The organism is Desulfuromonas sp. CSMB_57, from assembly GCF_020194955.2.
Lineage (GTDB): Bacteria > Desulfobacterota > Desulfuromonadia > Desulfuromonadales > Syntrophotaleaceae > JAFCIY02.
Window position 1 is genome coordinate 347,645 of sequence record NZ_JAFCIY020000023.1, and the last position, 18,422, is coordinate 366,066.

Here is an 18,422-nt window from a genome sequence, read left to right on the forward strand (position 1 = left end):
ATGAACAGTTTTGAACTAGCCGTGCTCTATGAATTGTCCAGCATGGAACTGTTTCACAATGTCGAGGCTCTGTTCAGCGACCTGACCAGCAAGCTGAGTCGCATTTTTGCCGGCCGGCGCATCGTCCTCGAGTTTAACGATCAGGGCGATTGCGGGCAGCTGTATCACTGGGGGTTCGGCCCCCGGCCGCCGGTCAGGGGGCTGCCCTTGCCGGCGGGGTTGCCCGTCTACCAGCGGCGCCTGGGCCAGACCCAGGAATTGGGGCGACTGTGGTTGGAAAGGCTGGTGCCCTTCGAGCCTTATGAGTTACGCCTGTTGGATATTTTTTCCAGGCATGTTGAAAAGGCCCTTTATGCCATCCGCTGGAACGAAGAACTGGCTTCGGCCAACGACCGTTTCCAGCGGGTGATTGAAAATGCCCCCATGGTGGCCATTCATGGTTTCGATGGCCAAGGCACCATTCTCTACTGGAATCGCGCTGCCGAGGACCTTTATGGTTTTTCCCGGGAAGAGGTCCTCGGCCGTCGCATGTCCGCGCCGCCGCTGGCAGGGTGTTTTGGCAATCCCCTGCAGCAGGCGGTGGCCGGCTGCCAGGCGCACACGAGGGCGCCGAGCATCCGCGAAAGAGAGGTGTCTACCCGGGGTGGCGGGCGGCGGACGGTGCTCTCCTGCCTTCTGAGCCTGCCGAAAACGGGCGCCACCGGAGAATATATGCGCATGGAGGTGGATATTTCCGAGCGCAAGGGCATGGAAGAGCAACTGAAGTATTTCAGCCTGCACGACAACCTGACCGGTCTTTATAACCGGAACTTTTTCGAGCAGGAACTGGCCAGGCTGGATCAGCAGGCCGCCGGCGCCATCGGTATCATTATCTGCGACCTGGATGGGCTCAAGGTGGTGAACGACACCCTCGGTCATCAGTCCGGGGATGCCATGTTGATGGCCGTTGCCGGCATCCTCAAAAGCATGGTGCGATCCCAGGATGTGGTGGCCCGCATCGGCGGCGATGAATTCGCCCTGCTGCTGAAGGGCGCCGACCAGGCCTTGATGGCGGCCATGATTGGCAAAATCCGCCACAATATCGAGAGCTTCAACCGCCGACAGGCCTCCCTGCCAGTGAGTCTTTCCCTGGGATTTGCCGTCAGCGGCGAGGTTCATTCCCCGGTTTTCGCCCTCTTCAAGGACGCCGATCACCACATGTACCGGGAAAAACTGCATCGCAGCCAGAGCAATCGCAGTGCCGTGGTGCAAACCTTGATGAAGGCCCTGGAGGCGCGGGACTATATTACCGAGGGGCATGGGGTTCGATTGCAATCCATGGTCGTCGCCCTGGCGGAGAATTTGGGCCTGCCCAACCATCAGATTCGGGACCTGCAGTTGCTGGCCCAGTTTCACGATATCGGCAAAGTCGGGATCAAGGACCATATTCTCTTCAAGCCGGGCAGCCTGACCGCCGAGGAAATGGCGAGCATGCAGCAGCATTGCGATATCGGCTACCGCATCGCCCTGGCTTCACCCGACCTGGTGCCCATCGCCGACTGGATTCTCAAGCATCACGAGTGGTGGGACGGCAGCGGCTATCCCCTCGGCCTTAAGGGGGAGGAGATCCCCTTGGCCTGTCGCATGCTGGGCATTGCCGACGCCTTCGACGCCATGACCAGCGACCGCCCCTACCGGAGGGCCTTGTCTGTCGATGAGGCTCTGGCCGAACTGATTCGCTGTGCCGGAAGCCAGTTCGACCCCTTCCTGGTGGTCCGGTTTCGCGAAGTCCTGGCGACCATCGAGGGGCCCGGCCCAGCGGTCGCCGCCGGGGAAGGGTGAGTGGGGTGGAAGCCATAACCAACAAAAAAGGGGCCGCCGTCCATGGCAGGCCCCTTTTTTGTTCCCGGTTCAACCGCAATCAGGGGTTTACGCCTGATCCTTGGCACGGATTTCGACCCGTCGGATCTTGCCGCTGATGGTTTTGGGCAGTTCCGGCACAAACTCGATGATGCGCGGATATTTATAGGGAGCAGTCACGGTCTTGACGTGAGTCTGCAGTTCTTCAATCAGTTCGTCGCCGGCCTCGAAGCCCTTGGCCAGGACGATGGTGGCCTTGACCACCTGGCCGCGGTCCGGATCGGGAACGCCGGTAATGGCGCATTCCAGCACCGCCGGATGTTCGATGAGGGCGCTTTCGACTTCGAAGGGTCCGATGCGGTAGCCGCTGCTCTTGATGACGTCGTCCGCCCGCCCGACGAACCAGAAATAGCCGTCCTCGTCCCGCCAGGCCATGTCGCCGGTATGATAATAGCCGCCGTACCAGACCTCGGCGGTTTTGGCATCATCGCGGTAATAGCCCGGGAACAGCCCCAGAGGGCGTTCCTCCCGGGTATCGATGACGATTTCCCCTTCTTCGCCGATCTCGCAGGGTTGGCCGTCGGCATTGAGAATGTCAATCTTGTACAGCGGGCAGGGCTTGCCCATGGAGCCGGGCTTGGGCTCCATCCACGGCCAGGTGGCGATGGTGACCACCAGTTCCGTCTGGCCGTAGGCCTCCATCAGTTTGATGCCGGTATATTTCAGGAACCGCTCGTACACCTCGGGATTAAGCGGTTCGCCGGCGACGACGCAGTACTTGAGACCGGAAAAGTCGTACTGGGAGAGGTCCTCCTTGATCAGGAACCGGTAGATGGTCGGCGGAGCGCAGAAGGTGGTGACGCCGTAGCGGGCGGCCATGGCCGCCATATTGGCGGCGCTGAACCGTTCGTAATCATATACGAACACGGCGCTGCCGCAGATCCATTGTCCGTAGATCTTGCCCCATACCACCTTGGCCCAGCCCGTATCGGCGACGGTGTAGTGCAGGCCGTCGTCAAGGTTCTGCTGCCAATAGCGGGCGGTCAGGATGTGGCCCAGGGGGTAGACCATGTCGTGGTGAATCAATTTCGGATAACCGGTGGTGCCGGAGGAGAAGTAGGCCAGGCAGATGTCGTCGTTGCAGGTGGCCTGATCGCCCGTGGGGCGTTGAAAGTCCGCCGCCGCCTGTTCCAACTCGGCATCGAAGTCGATCCAACCGGGCCGCGCCTCACCCAGCAGCAGTTTATGGCGAACCTGGCTCCCGGTCTGGCGCTGGCCTTCCTCGATATGCTCCACCAGGCCGTCGTCGGCGACACTGACGATCATGGGAATGGAGGCTGTCTGCACTCGGTAGGCGATGTCCTTGGCAGTCAGCATGTGGGTGGCCGGGGTGGCGATGGCGCCGAGTTTGTGCAGGCCCAGCAGGCAGAACCAGAATTCGTAGCGACCCTTCAGAATGAGCATGACATGATCGCCCTTGCCGATGCCGTAGCTGCGGAACAGGTTGGCGGCCTTATCGCTGTAGAATTTCAGTTCGGCAAAGGTGAAGGACCGGTCGTTGCCGTGGTCGTCGCACCACACCAGGGCCCGTTTGTTCGGCTGTTCCGCAGCGTAGACATCCGCCACGTCGAAAGCGAAGTTGAAATTATCCGGTACCTTGATGGAGAGATTGCGGGCAAAATCCTCATAGGACTGGAAATCGGACCGATTGACAAAACGTTCAAGCAGACAGGCCATGCCGCTCCTCCCCTTCAGAAAATAATGGCCAGAAACTGCGCCGGGGCTCCATCGAGGGCCGCCATGGCGTGCGGACAACCGGCGTCGAAGTAGATGGAATCCCCTTCCTCCAGCACGATTTCATGGTCATGAATAAAAATTTTCAAGCGACCGGACAGCAGATAATTGAACTCCTGGCCCGGATGGCTGTTGAGGTCGGGGGGTACGGTGGTCGAGGCGGGGTGGACGGTGACCAGAAACGGTTCGGCTTTCTTGTGGCTGAAGTTGGCGGCCAGGCTCTGATATTTATATTGCCGGCGGCGTTCCACCTCGACCCCCTTGCCCCGGCGGGTCACGGTGAACAGATGCATGCGCGGCGCCTCGCCGGTCAGCAGCAGTCCCGTGTCCACCTTGAGCTCCGCGGCGATTTTACACAGGATGCTGGCCGGGATATCTTCACTGCCGTTTTCGTACCGCTGGTAGGTCATGATCGGCAGGTTGAGGACGGTAGCCATATGCTCGACGGTCACTTCCGAAATTTCGCGCAGTTCGCGTACCCGTGAGGCTATTTCCTGGATGGTTTGCTGCATGTTGGCGTTCCCTTTCGCGCGGGTGAAAAGGTCGTACTCCGGCAGGCTGCGAAAAATACCGTCTGCATGCCTTTCCGGGGTGGTGATTGCGGCTTTCCGGCCCTGAACCATTCGGAGCCTGCATCATAGTCGGATCGTCTGAAAAAGGAAAGATTATTTGTCTCTATCAATGAAGTCCGGACTGGCGAAGAGTTGCTCGCCAACCCCTTCAAGGCGCTGCAACAGTTCCTTCTTGCTGCCGGCGCCCAACTTGCTGTTGATGCGCCGCATATAGGTCTTTACCGACGATTCCGAAATGCCATGGGATGCGGCAATGTCCCGGTAACTCCTGCCGTCCATGGTACCGACCAGCACCAGGTATTCGCGTTCCGAGAGCAGCAGGCGCAGGTGGTCCGGGATCCGCAGACCGTCCTCGTTGTCATCGGATATCGCAGGTTGCGTGCCATTCCGGGGCGGTGCCATGGGCAGGGTGTGGCCATGCAGGCGCCGTCCCAGAAAATAGAGGGTCAGCAGGGACAGGTTCAAGGTCAGATGGCCGCACAGGGCGATGGCTTCGGCCATGTCGGCAAAATGCCGGCTGATCCATTTGCCCCCGGCAATGCCCAGGCAGAGGGTCGCCAGTCCGATGCCGAAGGATCGAATCGGGGCGGGCAGGGAGAGCAGAAACACCAACAGGAACAGATCGATGGCCCCGGCGCCGGCCTGCATGATGAACATGCTCAGGTTGATGGTTGGACGGGAGGGGTACTGCAGCAGGGCAAAGGCGGCCATCCCCAGAATGATGCCGCAAATCAGGGCGAGATCGCGTTCGCGGCGGATGACCAGGACGGTGACCAATACCGCAGCCATGTAAAAGGACAATTCCATTCCCGGGGCGAAAGCGGCGGCTTGGTAGGCGGGAAAGATAAAGCCGTACATCAGGCCGCTGACCACATTGAATACAAGGATGAAGGGCAGATAGGGCCACAATCTGCCGGAACCCGCAGAAGCGGGGATGGAGGGCGGGCATTTGAGGAGCAGCAACAGGGGCAGGCTCGTCACAATGAAAAGCCAGGCTTGGCCGTTCGGGCGCAGGCAGAGAGGGAACAGCAGCAAATTGCCCAGAACCAGGCCGAGAGCGGCCTGCATGACCGGTTTTTGTTGCCGCCGTAATGCCAGGCCGGCCCGAATGGTGACGAAGGCTCCGGACAGGCCCAACCCGAACAATATCCACGGGGCCCTGTTGATCTGCCAAGGCAGCAGCATGGTCAGCAGCACGGTCACCACGATTCCCGTCGGTGCCAGCCGTTCAAACCAGCGCGGCGGACAGGCCAGCCCGAGCAGCGCCAACATCCCTGCATGGGGCAGCAGGAAATAACGCGCCGCCTCGGGCATGCCGATGGCGCCCGGCAAGGGTCCGTCCATGGGCACGGCCAGCAGCCAGAGGATAAAGGAAGCGAAGGCAAGAACGGGAAGCAATTTCATTCAGGCGACCGGAATTAGAAAATTGAAGGTCAACCTTACTGAAAATTGACGAGAATGGCAAAGGAAGAATTAGAAAGGGCCCCCCGCCATGGCGGAGGACCCTGCGACCGGAGGATCAGGTCGATTTCTTCCGGTTTGAGACGCTTAGCCCTGGACGACGCGGCGGGCGGCGCGCTTGATGCTGACCAGGTTGCGGAAGCTGACGTTGTCCGTGGTGATGTTGTTGCCCTGGGCGCCGCAGCCGAGGGTCAGGGACGGAATCATGACGTTGAACAGACCGCCGATGGCGCCGTGGCTGGTGGGCGAGTTGAAGGTCACGCGATTGGCGTCGACGCGGGTGGCGAATTCGACGCACAGGCTGTCGTCGGCGGAATGAATGCCGGCGGTGTGGCCCGCGCCGCCTTTTTTCAGCAGTTCGGCGCAGCGTTCGATGGCCGCTTCCTTGCCGTCGACCACCATGTAGCCGAGCACGGGAGAGAGTTTTTCACGGCTCATGGGTTCCACGTCCTGGATGCCCTTGAGGGGGCCGACCAGCAGCGCGCGGGTACTTTCGGGCACGGCAAAGCCGGCCATTTCGGCGATTTTTGCGGCGGGTTGACCGACCACCTTGCCGGAAACGACATAGCAATCACCGAAGTAGAGTTTTTCCAGTTTGGCTTTTTCTTCGGGATTGACCAGGTAGGCACCCAGTTCCTGCAGCTTGGCAACGGCTTTTTCAGCCACCGCGGCGCTGTCGAAAATCAGGTTCTGTTCCGAGGCGCAGACCACGCCGTTGTCAAAGCATTTGGACAGCAGCACGTCGGCCATGGCCTGGTCGAGGTCGGCATCGCTCGCCACATAAACCGGGCAGCCGCCGGCGCCGACGCCGAAGGCGGGATTGCCGGAGCTGTAGGCGGCCTTGACCATAGCCCCGCCGCCGGTGGCCAGAATGACATCGACGCCGGGATTGGTCATCAGGGCATTGGTGGCTTCGACGGACGGCTGTTCAACCCACTGGATGCAATCCTTGGGGGCGCCGGCGGCCAGGGCGGCATCCAGGCACAACTGGGCAGTGCGGGTGCAGCACTTCTGAGCCCGGGGATGGAAGCCGAAGATCACCACGTTGCGGCCCTTGAGGGCGGAGAGGACCTTGAAGCAGACCGTGGAGGTGGGGTTGGTGGTCGGGGTCACGGCGGCGACCACGCCGACCGGTTCGGCGATTTCGATGATGTCGTTTTCATCCTTGACGACGCCGACGGTCTTCACGCCTTTCATATCGTTCCAGACCACCGTCGAACCGAAGTGGTTTTTGATGGTCTTGTCGGCGACATTGCCCAGGCCGGTTTCTTCGACGGCAAATTGGGCCAGTTCTTCTTTCTGCCCTTCGATGACCTTGGCAATCGCTTCGCAGATGGCATCGGTCTGTTCCTGGTTGAGCTTTTTGAACTCGGCCAGCGAGGCCTTGGCCTTTTCGACCATCTGATCGATCGTCTGTTTTACGTCCATTGGTTCCTCCTAGAGATCCGGTTTGTATTGAATGTCCTGTACGGTGCGAAATTTTTCCGCCGTACACCAAAGCTGCGACCGGCCGTCAAAGGCCAGGGTCAAACGCATTAACCGATGGGCAACCTAACCAAGGGAAAAGGGAAGATCAAGCGAAAAAGGTGAAAAAATACCTTAAAAGGGATTTTTGTGCGGGGCTGTTTGTTCCCCCAAGTCATTGAAAAACAGAGCGGAAAACAGAGGTTTAAAACGGCCGGGAAAAAATCGTGTCGGCACCGGTCATGCGGCCATGCCGGCAAAACCTCTCATTCGTGAAAGGAGTGGGGAAAAGCGGACACTGTGCGTCTGAACAGTACCCTTTTTCACAAGCGCACCTTGCGACCCGCGCGACAAGTGGCTATAATCCCCGCCTCATAATCCCAAGCCAGGAGCCCCCTATGTTCAATGAAGAAGTGCAAGCCCTTGATACCCTCCAGGAAAAGCTTGATGAGCTGAGGAGGTATCTTTGACCTCGGCAGCAAACAGGAACGGATTGCCGAACTGGAGGCGGAAATGGCCCGCCCCGGCTTCTGGGAACAGGGAGACCGGGCCCAGGACCTGCTGAAGGAGCGGACCGGTTTGGAGAAGATCGTTGAAGGCTGGCAGCGGGCGGCCGCCGAACTGGATGATCTGCGGGTCCTGGCGGAACTCGGCGAGGAGAGCGAGGACGAGGCGACCCTGGTCGAAATTCGCGAACTGCTGCCGGAGTTGGAAAAGCGCGTGGCGCAGATGGAATTCACCCGCATGTTGTCCGGGGAGCACGACGCCTGCAACGCCATTTTCAGCATCAATGCCGGGGCCGGCGGCCTCGAGGCCCAGGACTGGGCCGATATGCTGCTTCGCATGTATCTGCGTTTCTTCGAGAAAAAGGGTTTCAAGGCCGAGATTACCGATTTCCAGGAAGGGGAGGAGGGCGGCCTCAAAAACGCCACCCTGACGGTCGATGGCGATTTCGCCTACGGTTGGCTGCGCTCGGAAATCGGCATCCATCGTCTGGTGCGCATTTCACCCTTCGACAACAATGCCCGACGCCACACCTCCTTCTGCTCGGTGTTCGTGTTTCCCCAATTACCCGATGATGTCGTGGTGGAAATCAACGAAAAGGATCTGCGGGTGGATACCTACCGCTCCAGCGGCGCCGGCGGCCAGCACGTCAACAAAACCGATTCGGCGATTCGCATTACCCACCTGCCGACGGGCATCGTGGTTTCCTGCCAGAACGAGCGTTCCCAGCATAAGAACCGGGCCACGGCCATGGGTCAGCTCAAGGCGCGGCTCTATGAACTGGAGCGCAGCAAAAAGGCGGAGGAGGCCTCGGTCATCGCCGGTGAAAAGATGGACATCGCCTGGGGCAGTCAAATCCGTTCCTACGTGCTGCATCCCTACCGCATGGTCAAGGATCACCGGACCGGTTTCGAGACCGGTAATACGGACGCGGTGCTCGACGGTGAGCTGTCCGGGTTCATCGAGGCTTACCTGCTGAGCGGCAAATAACCGCCTCCGTGAGGCGGTCCGGGTTTGCCCTTGACTTGCCAAAGCCCTTTGTTTACTGTGCCTTGTTTGTTCTGCAAAGGGCTGGATTGCAGCCTTGAAGGTGCGAAGGACGGGCCGGTTTTCGCGGGCGGGGGCCGGTTCGCCGCCGGCGGGAACCGGGTGGAAAAGGAAAGGAATTATGGAAGATCTGAATGCGATTTTGATGCAGCGCCGGGCCAAGCTGGAAGAATTCCGGCAGCAGGGGGTGAATCCCTTTGCCAATGATTTCGAGGTCACCGCCACCACCGGGGCGGTGCGTGAGGCCCACGAGGGGGAGGATGCCGCCACCCTCGAGGTCATCAACCACCATTATTCCCTGGCCGGCCGCATTATGGCCAAGCGCGATTTCGGCAAGGCGGCGTTCATTCAATTGCAGGACCGTAGCGGCCGCCTGCAGGTGTTCGTCAGCCGCGACGAGATCGGCGAGGATACCTTTCGCCTGTTTCGCAAGTTCGATATCGGCGACGTGGTCGGCGTGGCCGGCAAACCCTTCCGTACCAAGACCGGTGAACTGTCCCTGCGCGCCGAATCCATCCGCCTGCTGACCAAATCCCTGCAGGTGCTGCCGGAAAAGTGGCATGGTCTGACGGATGTGGAAACCCGCTACCGGCAGCGCTACCTGGACCTCATGGTCAATCCGGAGGTGCGCGAGGTGTTTGCCAAGCGCAGCCGCATCATTACCCTGATTCGCAACTTCATGGTCGAACACGATTTCCTCGAAGTCGAGACGCCCATGATGCATCCGGTGGCCGGCGGCGCCACGGCCAAGCCCTTCGTCACCCATCACAATACCCTGAAAATGGATCTGTTTCTGCGCATCGCGCCGGAACTGTATTTGAAGCGGCTGGTGGTCGGCGGTTTCGAGCGGGTGTTCGAAATCAACCGCAACTTCCGCAACGAGGGGATCTCCATCCAGCACAATCCCGAATTCACCATGATGGAGTTCTACCAGGCCTACGCCACCTACGAAACCCTGATGGATTTTACCGAACGGTTGATTTGCCATGTGGCCGAAGAGGTGGTCGGCAGCCTGAAATTCGCCTACGGCGAACGCGAAGTGGATCTGACGCCGCCCTGGAAACGGTTGACCATCAAGGAGGCCATCTGCCAATACGGTAAGGTGGCGGCGGAGGTGCTGGAAGACCCGGCCGCCACCCGCGCCTACGCCCGCGGCCTGGGATTGGAAGTGGAGGACGGCATCGGCCACGGCAAGCTGCTGACGGAGATTTTTGATGAAGTGGCGGAACCGCAGTTATGGCATCCGACCTTCATCACCCAGTACCCCACGGAAGTATCGCCCCTGTCGCGTAAAAACGATGCGGACCCGACGGTTGTCGACCGCTTCGAGTTGTTCATCGTCGGCCGGGAACTGGCCAATGCCTTTTCGGAGTTGAACGATCCGGTGGATCAGAAGGGGCGTTTCCTGCAGCAACTTGCCGAGAAGGAAGCGGGCGACGAGGAAGCTCACGCCATGGACGAGGATTACATCCGCGCCCTGGAATACGGATTGCCGCCGACGGCCGGCGAAGGCATCGGCATCGATCGTCTGGTCATGCTGCTGACCAACTCCGCTTCGATTCGCGACGTCATTCTGTTTCCCCAGTTGCGGCCGGAAAGTAAATAGCATCTGCGATGCAGGGAAGGCGGGGGCGCGCCCCCATGCCCTGCGCAATGGAGTCTCATGGGCTACGAGTGGTTTGTCAGTCTGCGATATTTGCGGGCCAAGCGCAAGCAGACCTTCATTTCCGTCATCTCCTTCATTTCCATCGCCGGCGTCACCCTCGGGGTGGCGGCGCTGATTGTCGTGTTGGCGGTCATGACCGGTTTCCATGACGGGGTGCGTCAGCAGATTCTGGGCAACGTGCCCCACGTCCTGGTTCAGCAGCAGGGTGGCAATATCGAGAACTTCCGCGAGGTCGTGTCCCGGGTCGCGGAGGCGGTGCCGGAGGCCACGGCGGTGACGCCCTTCGTCTCCCGGGAAGCCATGCTGTTGTCCAGGCAGAATGTGGCGGCGGTCAATGTCAAGGGGGTGGAGCGGGGTAACAAGGTCCTGGCCCAGCCGACCCGGACCTGGGCCGATGTGAATCTGGAGCAGGCCCTGTTCGAGGCCGGCGAAGGTCCGCCGGGCATCGTCATCGGCCTGGATACGGCCATCAGTCTCGGCATCGAGGTGGGTGACACCCTCAATGTCATTCCGCCCAAATTCACCGTGACGCCCTTCGGTCTCATTCCCAAGATGAAGTCCTTTCGGGTGGTGGGTATTTTCCGGCATCGGGGCGGCTTTCTGGATACCTATTTCGCCTATGTGGCCCTGGAGCAGGCGCAGAATCTCCTCGACGCGGACGGCCAGGCCAGCGGGGTCGAGGTGGAACTCGCCTCCTTCGATCAGGCCGCCGGCGTCGCCGCACGCCTGCAGCAGACCTTCCCCTATCCCTACCTGGCCCGTTCCTGGGAAGATCTGTTCGGCTCCTTTCTGTCCGCCCTGAAACTGGAAAAGCTCGGCCTGTTCATCGTTCTGGGCATCATCGTTTTGGTGGCGGCCTTCAACATCGCCATCACCCTGATTATGGTGGTCATGGAAAAGCACAAGGACATCGCCATTCTACGTTCCATGGGCGCCAATCCGCGCAGCATTATGCAGATTTTCATTCTGCAGGGGCTGATCATCGGTACCCTGGGCACCAGTCTCGGCACCGCCCTCGGGGTAACCTTGGCCAAGCACGCCGACCCCATCATCAAGGGGCTGGAAAGAATATTGGGTCTGAAAATTTTCGATCAGGCCGTTTACGGCATGCAGCAGTTTCCTTCGGTGGTCCATACCGACGACGTGCTGGCCGTGGCGCTGGTGGCCATGACCATCTGCCTGCTGGCCACGGTCTATCCTGCCTGGCGCGCCGCTCAGATGGAACCGGGCGAAGCCTTGCGTTATGAATAGGGGGCGGCGTTGATCGAGGTCAGAAACCTGCACAAGAGTTTTATCAGCGGCAACCGCCGGGTGGATGTGCTGACAGCGGTGGATCTGACCGTCGAGGCCGGGGAGCGGGTGGCCGTGGTCGGGGCTTCCGGTGCCGGCAAGACGACCCTGATGCACATTCTCGGCGGTCTGGATCGGCCCAGTTCAGGCAGTGTCCATTTCGAAGGCCAGGAGATCTTTGATCTCAAAGGCGGTCTGCTGGACGCCTTCCGCAACCGCACCATCGGCTTCGTCTTTCAATTCCATCAACTGCTGCCGGAATTCACGGCCCTGGAGAACGTCATGCTGCCGGCTCTCATCGGCCGTTGGCCGCGGGCCCGTGCCGAGCAGGGGGCCCGCGAACTGCTGGCCGAGGTCGGCCTCGAACACCGACTGACCCACAAGCCGGGGGAGCTTTCCGGCGGCGAGCAGCAGCGGGTGGCCATCGCCCGGGCTTTGGTCATGCAACCGCGGATTCTGTTGGCCGACGAACCGACCGGCAATCTCGACAGTGCCACCTCCGACGAAATCTATCGTCTGCTGCAGACCCTGCACGAGGCGCGCGGTCTGACCTTGCTGATCGTGACCCACGATGCGACCCTGGCCGGACGCATGGACCGTGTCGTTCGTATGGCCGACGGCCGGATTGCGGGATAGAAAATTAGTCCAGATATGGGTTTACACCTGCATTTTCTTTACTCTATAATGACGCATTTTCAAAGCCTTGGCGGAGACTCGGAATTATGCCGAAAAAACTGGTAAGCCTGCTGTGCCTGGTACTGCTGATGTTGCCCTGCACCGGATATGCGCAAACCTACAAGGTGGACAGGGTTGTCGTTGAAGGCAATCGCCGGGTGGAGCGGGCCTATATCGAAGCGATTCTGACGGCCGCTGCCGGTAGTGAATTGACCATCGAGGATATCGATCGGGACATTCAGGCCATCTTCAAGACCGGTCGCTTCGCCGACGTCAAGGCTCTGCTCCAGGAACGCGACGGACAGCAATGGCTGGTTTATCAGGTCGAAGAGCGGCCCCTGCTCCGGCAGGTCAATTTCTCCGGCAACAAGGAGCTGAAGAACGAAAAACTGGGCGAATTGGTCAAGGCCAAGGGCACCGATTTCTACCAGCCGCAATTTCTTCGCGACGGCGTCCAGGCCATCAAAAAGGCCTATGTGGAGGCCGGTTATTATGCGACGGAAGTTGCGACCAAGGTTGAGATCGACGACAAGCGGGAGGCGACCGTCACCTTCACCATCACCGAAGGTTCGCCGGTTTACGTCACGGATATCCGGTTCGAGGGAAATACGGTTTTCAAGGATCGGGAACTGAAAAAGGCCATGCTGACCAAGAAAAAATGGTTCCTGTCCTTTTTGACCAAGCGCGGCGCCTATCGGGAGGAAATGGCGCAGGTGGACGTGGATCTGCTGACCGACAAGTATTTCAACAAGGGCTATATCCAGGCCCGCGTCAGACAGCCTCAGGTCATCGTCAAGGATGACAAGAAATCCGTCGAGTTGCTGTTTGAAATCGAGGAAGGCCCGCAGTTTTTCATCGGCGCCTTGGATGTCCAGGGTGATCTGCTGATCGGTCGCGAGGAACTGTTGGCCAAGGTTCGCATGCGTCCGGGGGATGTGTTCAGCCGTCTGGCCCTGCGCGAAAACCTGCTGGTAATGAATGACTTCTATGCCGATCAGGGTTATGCCTTCGTCAACGTCACCCCCCTGACCGAGGTGGATGAGCAACAGCGAAAGGTCGATATCACCTTCGAGATCGAACAGGGCAGCCGGGTTCGCATCGGCCGCATCGGCATTGCCGGAAACACCCGTACCCGTGACAAGATCATCCGCCGGCATGTGCAACTCGGCGAGGGCGACCTCTACAGTGCCACGGGCATCAAGGAAAGCCGCCGCCGCATCAACAATCTGGGCTTTTTCGACGAGGTGAACCTGACCACCAGCCGCGGCGCCGAAGAGCACCTGATGGACGTTGAAATCGATGTCAAGGAACGCCCAACGGGCAGTTTCAGTGTCGGGGCGGGCTTCTCTTCGGCGGACGGTTTGCTGCTGCAGGGTTCCGTATCCCAGGAAAATTTCATGGGCAAGGCCCTGAAACTGGACCTGGCGGCCTCCCTGGGGGGCAAGAGCAGCACCTACCGGGTAGGTTTGCTGGACCCCTATTTCCTGGACCGGGATCTGGCCCTGGGGTTCGATGTGTACAAGACGGAACGGGAATGGACCGACTTCACCCGGGAGGCCACCGGCGGCAACATCAAGCTCGGTCTGCCCATTACCGATGATCTGCGCTCCTTCTTTGTCTACCGATATGAGAAGAAGGATATCTACGATGTCGCCGAAGACGCTTCCAACCAGATCAAGGAGGAAGCAGGGGAAAGTACCATCTCCTCCGTTACGGCGTCCCTGACTCTCAACACCACCGACTTCCGTCCCGACCCCAGCCGCGGGCACATTTCCGAATTGTCCGTGGAGTATGCCGGCCTCGGCGGGGACGCCAAATTCGTCAAATACATCTTCGACCACCGCTACTTCTATCCCCTGCCCCGCGAATTCGTGTTCAGCGTGCATGGCCGGTTCGGCTATATCCAGGATCTGGATGACCGCCGCATTCCCCTGGACGAACGCTTTTACCTGGGCGGCATCAACAGCATGCGCGGCTTCAAAACCCGCGAACTCGGTCCCCGCGACCCGGATACCGGAGATTATTACGGCGGCAACAAGACCGCCTTTGCCAACGTCGAATTGACCTTTCCCCTGATCCGGGACATGAAGCTCAAAGGGGTGGTGTTTTTCGATATCGGCAATGCCTGGGACAAGGAGCAGTCCATGTTCTCCGATCTGCGCTACAGCGTCGGTGCCGGGGTGCGCTGGAACAGCCCCATGGGTCCGCTGCGTTTCGAATGGGGCTACAATCTCGATCCCAAACCCTGGGAAGAAAGTTCGGTGTTCGATTTCACCGTTGGCAGGATGTTTTAACCACCCACTCTCACTTGACAGGAGTCTGACATGAAAAAAATGCTTGGAATTATGCTGACGATGCTGGTATTGGCAACCGCTCCCGCGATGGCGGCGGACGTCAAGATCGGCGTGATTGATTTGCAGCAAGCGCTGAACTCGACCCAGGAAGGCAAGGCCGCCAAGGATCGCATCAAGCGCAAGGTCGATAATTTCCAGAAAACCATGGAAAGTCGCCAGGCGGAACTGAAGAAGCTCAACGACGACTTCGAAAAGCAGAAAATGGTATTGTCCGCCGACGCGCGTGCCGCCAAGGAGCGGGAATACCAGCAAAAGGTGCGCGCCTTCCAGCTGTTTGCCAAGGATGCCCAGGAAGAACTGCAGCAGGAGGATGCCAAGGCCACCCGGCATATCCTCGAAGGGCTCAGCAAGATCGTCAAGGAAATCGGCGACAAGGGCGGCTACACGGTTATCGTGGAGAAAAACTCCCTGCTTTATGCCAGCAACGGTATCGATCTGACCAACCAGGTCATTCAGGCCTACGACAAACTGCCCAAAAAGGCCAACGGGAAATAGGGGGCGGCATGGCGACCCTGACGGAACTGGCTGAACTGGTCGGCGGTCGGGTAGCGGGAAATGGCGAGGTGGAAATCCATCGGGTGGCGTCCATCGACGCCGCCCGAGGTGGCGACATCACCTTCATCGCCAATCCCAAATACCTGGCCCGGTTGCAGGACACACAGGCGGCGGCGGTGATTGCCAAGCCGGGTACCGAAAGTCCCGGCGTGCCCCTGCTGCTTTGCGACAATCCCTATTTGGCCTTTGCCAAGATTCTCACCGCATTGCACGTACGGCGTCCGGAACCGCGCGGCATCCTGCCCGGGGCGCTGGTGGATCCCGAGGCGCACATCGGCCCGGAGGTCACCCTCCATCCCGGTTGCGTGGTCGGTCGCGGCGCCGTGGTCGGCCGCGGCAGCATTCTTTATCCGGGAGTGGTGCTGTACGAGGATGTGGTGGTCGGCACGGATTGCACCCTGCATGCCGGCGCCATCGTGCGGGAGCAGTGCCGTTTGGGGGATCGGGTGATTCTGCAACCCGGCGCCGTCATCGGTTCCGACGGGTTCGGGTTTGCTCCGGACGGTGGGGCCTATTACAAGATCCCCCAGGTCGGCATCGTGGTCATCGAGGACGATGTGGAAATCGGCGCCAATACCTGCATCGATCGGGCCGCTCTGGGCGAAACCCGCATCGGTCGCGGCAGCAAGATCGACAACCTGGCGCAGGTGGCGCACAACGTGGTGATCGGTGAGGATACCATTGTGGTGGCGCAGGTGGGTATTTCCGGCAGCACCCGCATCGGCAACCATTGCACCCTCGGCGGTCAGGTGGGGGTGGTCGGCCATATCAAGATCGGCGATCACACCATGGTCGGCGCCCAGAGCGGGGTGATAAATTCTCTGCCCGGCAGGCAGGTGGTATCCGGAACACCGGCCATCGCCCACAAGGACTGGCTGAAAGCTTCCGCGAGTTTCGCCCAACTGCCGGACATGCGCCGCGACATCAGCCGTCTGAAGCGGCAGTTGGCGGAGTTGGAAAATAAATTGGAGGAAAAGTAAGGGCATGAACCTCGATACGCTCGCCATCATGAAGCTGCTGCCTCACCGTTATCCCTTTTTGCTGGTGGATCGCATCGTCGATCTCGAGCCGGGCAAAAGGGCTGTCGGGATCAAGAATGTGACCATCAATGAACCCTTTTTCCAGGGCCATTATCCCGGCCATCCCATCATGCCGGGGGTGCTGATCATCGAAGCCATGGCGCAGGTGGGCGGCGTGGTGGCCTCCCTGGCGGCAGAAAACGGCAACGATCAGGTGCCCTACTTCACCGGCATTGACAAAGCCCGGTTTCGCCGTCCGGTCATGCCCGGCGATGTTTTGCGACTGGAACTGGAAATGGTCAACTGTCGGCGCGGGTTGCATTGCTTCGAAGGCAAAGCCTTTGTGGATGGCGTGCTGGTAGCGGAAGCCGAACTCAAGGCGGTTTTTGCGCCTGCCGGCAAAGACTGAGGTACTCATGATACACCCTACCGCCATAGTACATGAGGACGCGCAGATTGCAGCAGGAGTGGAAATCGGCCCGTTTGCCGTCATCGGCGCCAACGTGCGCATCGGGCGCGGTACCTGGATCGGGCCGCACTCCGTCATCGAGGGCTGGACGGAAATCGGCGAGGACAATCGCATTTTTCAATTCGCCTCGGTGGGTGCCGATCCCCAGGATCTCAAGTTTCACGGGGAAAAATCCTGGCTGCGTATCGGCCATCGCAATCGCATCCGTGAATTCGTCACCCTGCACCGGGGCACCGAGGGGGGCGGCGGCGAAACCGTTATCGGCGACGACAACCTGTTCATGGCTTATTGCCACGTCGGCCATGACTGCATGGTCGGCAACCGGGTGGTCATGGCCAATTGCGCTACCTTGGGCGGCCATGTTCGGGTGGACGATCATGCCATTCTGGGGGGGCTGTCCGCCGTGCACCAGTTCACCCGCATCGGCTGTCACGTTATGATCAGCGGCGGCTCCATGGTGGCCCAGGACATTCCGCCCTACACCATCGCCCAGGGTGATCGGGCCAAAACCGTCGGCATCAATCAGATTGGTCTCAAACGTCGCCAGTTCAGTGACGAGTTGGTGCGGGACATCAAGCAGGCCTATCGGCTGCTGTTTCGATCGGGACTGCGACAGGAACTGGCCTTGGATCGCATCGCCGCGGAATTGCCCGATTCGCCTGAAATTAAGGTGTTTACCGACTTTGTCCGGGCCAGCGAACGGGGCGTGGCCCGCTAGGAGGGAGAGCATGTCTGGATTGCGGGCGGCCGTGGTCGGGGTCGGCTATCTGGGTCGTTTTCATGCCCAGAAATTCGCGGCCCTGGAGGGTGTGGAACTGGTCGGTGTTTTGGATGCGGATGCCCGGCGGGCGGCCGAGGTCGCCAGTGAGTTGGGTTGTCCGGTCTGCACCGAGCTGACGGCGCTGTTGGAGCAGGTCGATATGGTTTCGGTGGTGGTGCCGACCCGATTTCATCATGAAGTCGCCCGGCGCTGTCTGGCGGCGGGCAAGCATGTGTTGGTTGAAAAGCCCATCACCGAAACGGTGGCCGAAGCCACCGAACTCATTGAACTGGCGCGGGAACAAAAGTGCATTCTGCAGGTGGGTCACCTGGAACGCTTCAATCCGGCGGTGGTCGCCCTGGAGGGTGTTCTCAAGGAGCCGCGTTTCATCGAGTCCCATCGCCTGACGCCCTTTCGCGGCCGGGGCACGGATGTCAACGTGGTCCTCGATCTGATGATTCACGATATCGACATCATTCTGCACATGGTGCAGTCGGAACTGGTGGGAATTCAGGCGGTAGGGGTGCCGATTCTGTCCAGCGAGGTGGATATCGCCAATGCCCGCCTGGAGTTCGTCAACGGCTGCGTGGCCAATGTCACCGCCAGTCGGGTCAGCCGCGAGGCCATGCGCAAGATACGGGTGTTCCAGTCCGACGCCTATTTCTCCATCGATTACCAGAAACGCCGCATCAGCGTCTGCCGCCAGGAAGGCGAAGGCATGCCGGTACCCGGGTTGCCCGGTATCACCATGCAGGAACGGCATTTCGAGGAGCGCGATGTCTTGCGTGACGAAATCGAATCCTTTGTCGATGCGGTGCGACATGGTCAGCCCCCGGTGGTGGGCGGCGAAGCCGGTCGACGGGCCCTGGAAGTGGCCTTGGAGATCAGTCGGCGTCTGGGTGGAGTGTGGCCCGGCTGATTGCACGATGTTGAATCGGATGGCATGGGGCGAG

15 protein-coding genes are annotated in these 18,422 nt (G+C 60.0%); 11 read left to right on the plus strand and 4 right to left on the minus strand.

Features of this window, described 5'->3' with window-relative positions:
- Complete coding sequence (locus tag JQN68_RS07710) at window positions 1-1,821, plus strand: HD-GYP domain-containing protein (RefSeq protein ID WP_225072275.1); 1,821 nt, start codon at window positions 1-3, stop codon at window positions 1,819-1,821.
- Between the two features lie 87 nt (window positions 1,822-1,908).
- Here JQN68_RS07710 and JQN68_RS07715 read toward each other — a convergent pair whose 3' ends face one another.
- The 4 genes from JQN68_RS07715 to JQN68_RS07730 form a co-directional block, all read right to left on the minus strand.
- The gene (locus JQN68_RS07715) at window positions 1,909-3,576 is read right to left on the minus strand and encodes an AMP-binding protein (RefSeq protein ID WP_225072276.1); all 1,668 of its coding nucleotides are present in this window, start codon (window positions 3,574-3,576) and stop codon (window positions 1,909-1,911) included.
- A gap of 14 nt (window positions 3,577-3,590) precedes the next feature.
- On the minus strand, window positions 3,591-4,145 hold the full coding sequence (locus JQN68_RS07720; RefSeq protein WP_249621096.1) for a helix-turn-helix domain-containing protein: 555 nt from the start codon (window positions 4,143-4,145) through the stop codon (window positions 3,591-3,593).
- Between the two features lie 153 nt (window positions 4,146-4,298).
- Window positions 4,299-5,609, minus strand: a complete 1,311-nt coding sequence (locus JQN68_RS07725) for a response regulator transcription factor (RefSeq protein WP_225072278.1) — start codon at window positions 5,607-5,609, stop codon at window positions 4,299-4,301.
- Between the two features lie 144 nt (window positions 5,610-5,753).
- The gene (locus JQN68_RS07730) at window positions 5,754-7,094 is read right to left on the minus strand and encodes an aldehyde dehydrogenase family protein (protein WP_225072279.1); all 1,341 of its coding nucleotides are present in this window, start codon (window positions 7,092-7,094) and stop codon (window positions 5,754-5,756) included.
- A 434-nt stretch (window positions 7,095-7,528) separates the two neighbouring features.
- Between JQN68_RS07730 and prfB the strand changes: the two genes are divergently transcribed.
- The 10 genes from prfB (at window position 7,529) to JQN68_RS07780 (ending at window position 18,388) form a co-directional block, all read left to right on the plus strand.
- Window positions 7,529-8,624 (plus strand): peptide chain release factor 2 gene (gene prfB, locus JQN68_RS07735; RefSeq protein ID WP_225072280.1). Its coding sequence is split into 2 segments (ribosomal slippage): window positions 7,529-7,597 and window positions 7,599-8,624, totalling 1,095 coding nucleotides; the frame shifts between segments, so codons are not numbered across the junction.
- Between the two features lie 178 nt (window positions 8,625-8,802).
- A complete protein-coding gene (gene lysS, locus JQN68_RS07740) occupies window positions 8,803-10,287 on the plus strand; it encodes a lysine--tRNA ligase (protein WP_225072281.1) in 1,485 nt (494 codons plus the stop codon).
- A gap of 57 nt (window positions 10,288-10,344) precedes the next feature.
- Window positions 10,345-11,598 carry a lipoprotein-releasing ABC transporter permease subunit gene (locus tag JQN68_RS07745; protein ID WP_225072282.1) on the plus strand — a complete coding sequence of 418 codons (1,254 nt, stop codon included), beginning with the start codon at window positions 10,345-10,347 and terminating at the stop codon, window positions 11,596-11,598.
- Between the two features lie 9 nt (window positions 11,599-11,607).
- The gene (locus JQN68_RS07750; protein ID WP_225072283.1) at window positions 11,608-12,273 is read left to right on the plus strand and encodes an ABC transporter ATP-binding protein; all 666 of its coding nucleotides are present in this window, start codon (window positions 11,608-11,610) and stop codon (window positions 12,271-12,273) included.
- A gap of 86 nt (window positions 12,274-12,359) precedes the next feature.
- Window positions 12,360-14,606 (plus strand): outer membrane protein assembly factor BamA, encoded by a 2,247-nt coding sequence (gene bamA, locus JQN68_RS07755; protein ID WP_225072284.1) that lies wholly within the window; start codon window positions 12,360-12,362, stop codon window positions 14,604-14,606.
- Between the two features lie 30 nt (window positions 14,607-14,636).
- On the plus strand, window positions 14,637-15,161 hold the full coding sequence (locus tag JQN68_RS07760; protein ID WP_225072285.1) for an OmpH/Skp family outer membrane protein: 525 nt from the start codon (window positions 14,637-14,639) through the stop codon (window positions 15,159-15,161).
- Between the two features lie 8 nt (window positions 15,162-15,169).
- Window positions 15,170-16,201, plus strand: a complete 1,032-nt coding sequence (lpxD, locus tag JQN68_RS07765; protein ID WP_225072286.1) for a UDP-3-O-(3-hydroxymyristoyl)glucosamine N-acyltransferase — start codon at window positions 15,170-15,172, stop codon at window positions 16,199-16,201.
- Between the two features lie 4 nt (window positions 16,202-16,205).
- Window positions 16,206-16,649 (plus strand): 3-hydroxyacyl-ACP dehydratase FabZ, encoded by a 444-nt coding sequence (gene fabZ, locus JQN68_RS07770; protein WP_225072287.1) that lies wholly within the window; start codon window positions 16,206-16,208, stop codon window positions 16,647-16,649.
- A 7-nt stretch (window positions 16,650-16,656) separates the two neighbouring features.
- On the plus strand, window positions 16,657-17,427 hold the full coding sequence (gene lpxA / locus JQN68_RS07775) for an acyl-ACP--UDP-N-acetylglucosamine O-acyltransferase (RefSeq protein WP_225072288.1): 771 nt from the start codon (window positions 16,657-16,659) through the stop codon (window positions 17,425-17,427).
- A gap of 10 nt (window positions 17,428-17,437) precedes the next feature.
- Window positions 17,438-18,388, plus strand: a complete 951-nt coding sequence (locus JQN68_RS07780) for a Gfo/Idh/MocA family protein (RefSeq protein ID WP_225072289.1) — start codon at window positions 17,438-17,440, stop codon at window positions 18,386-18,388.
- Window positions 18,389-18,422: the final 34 nt, after the last annotated feature.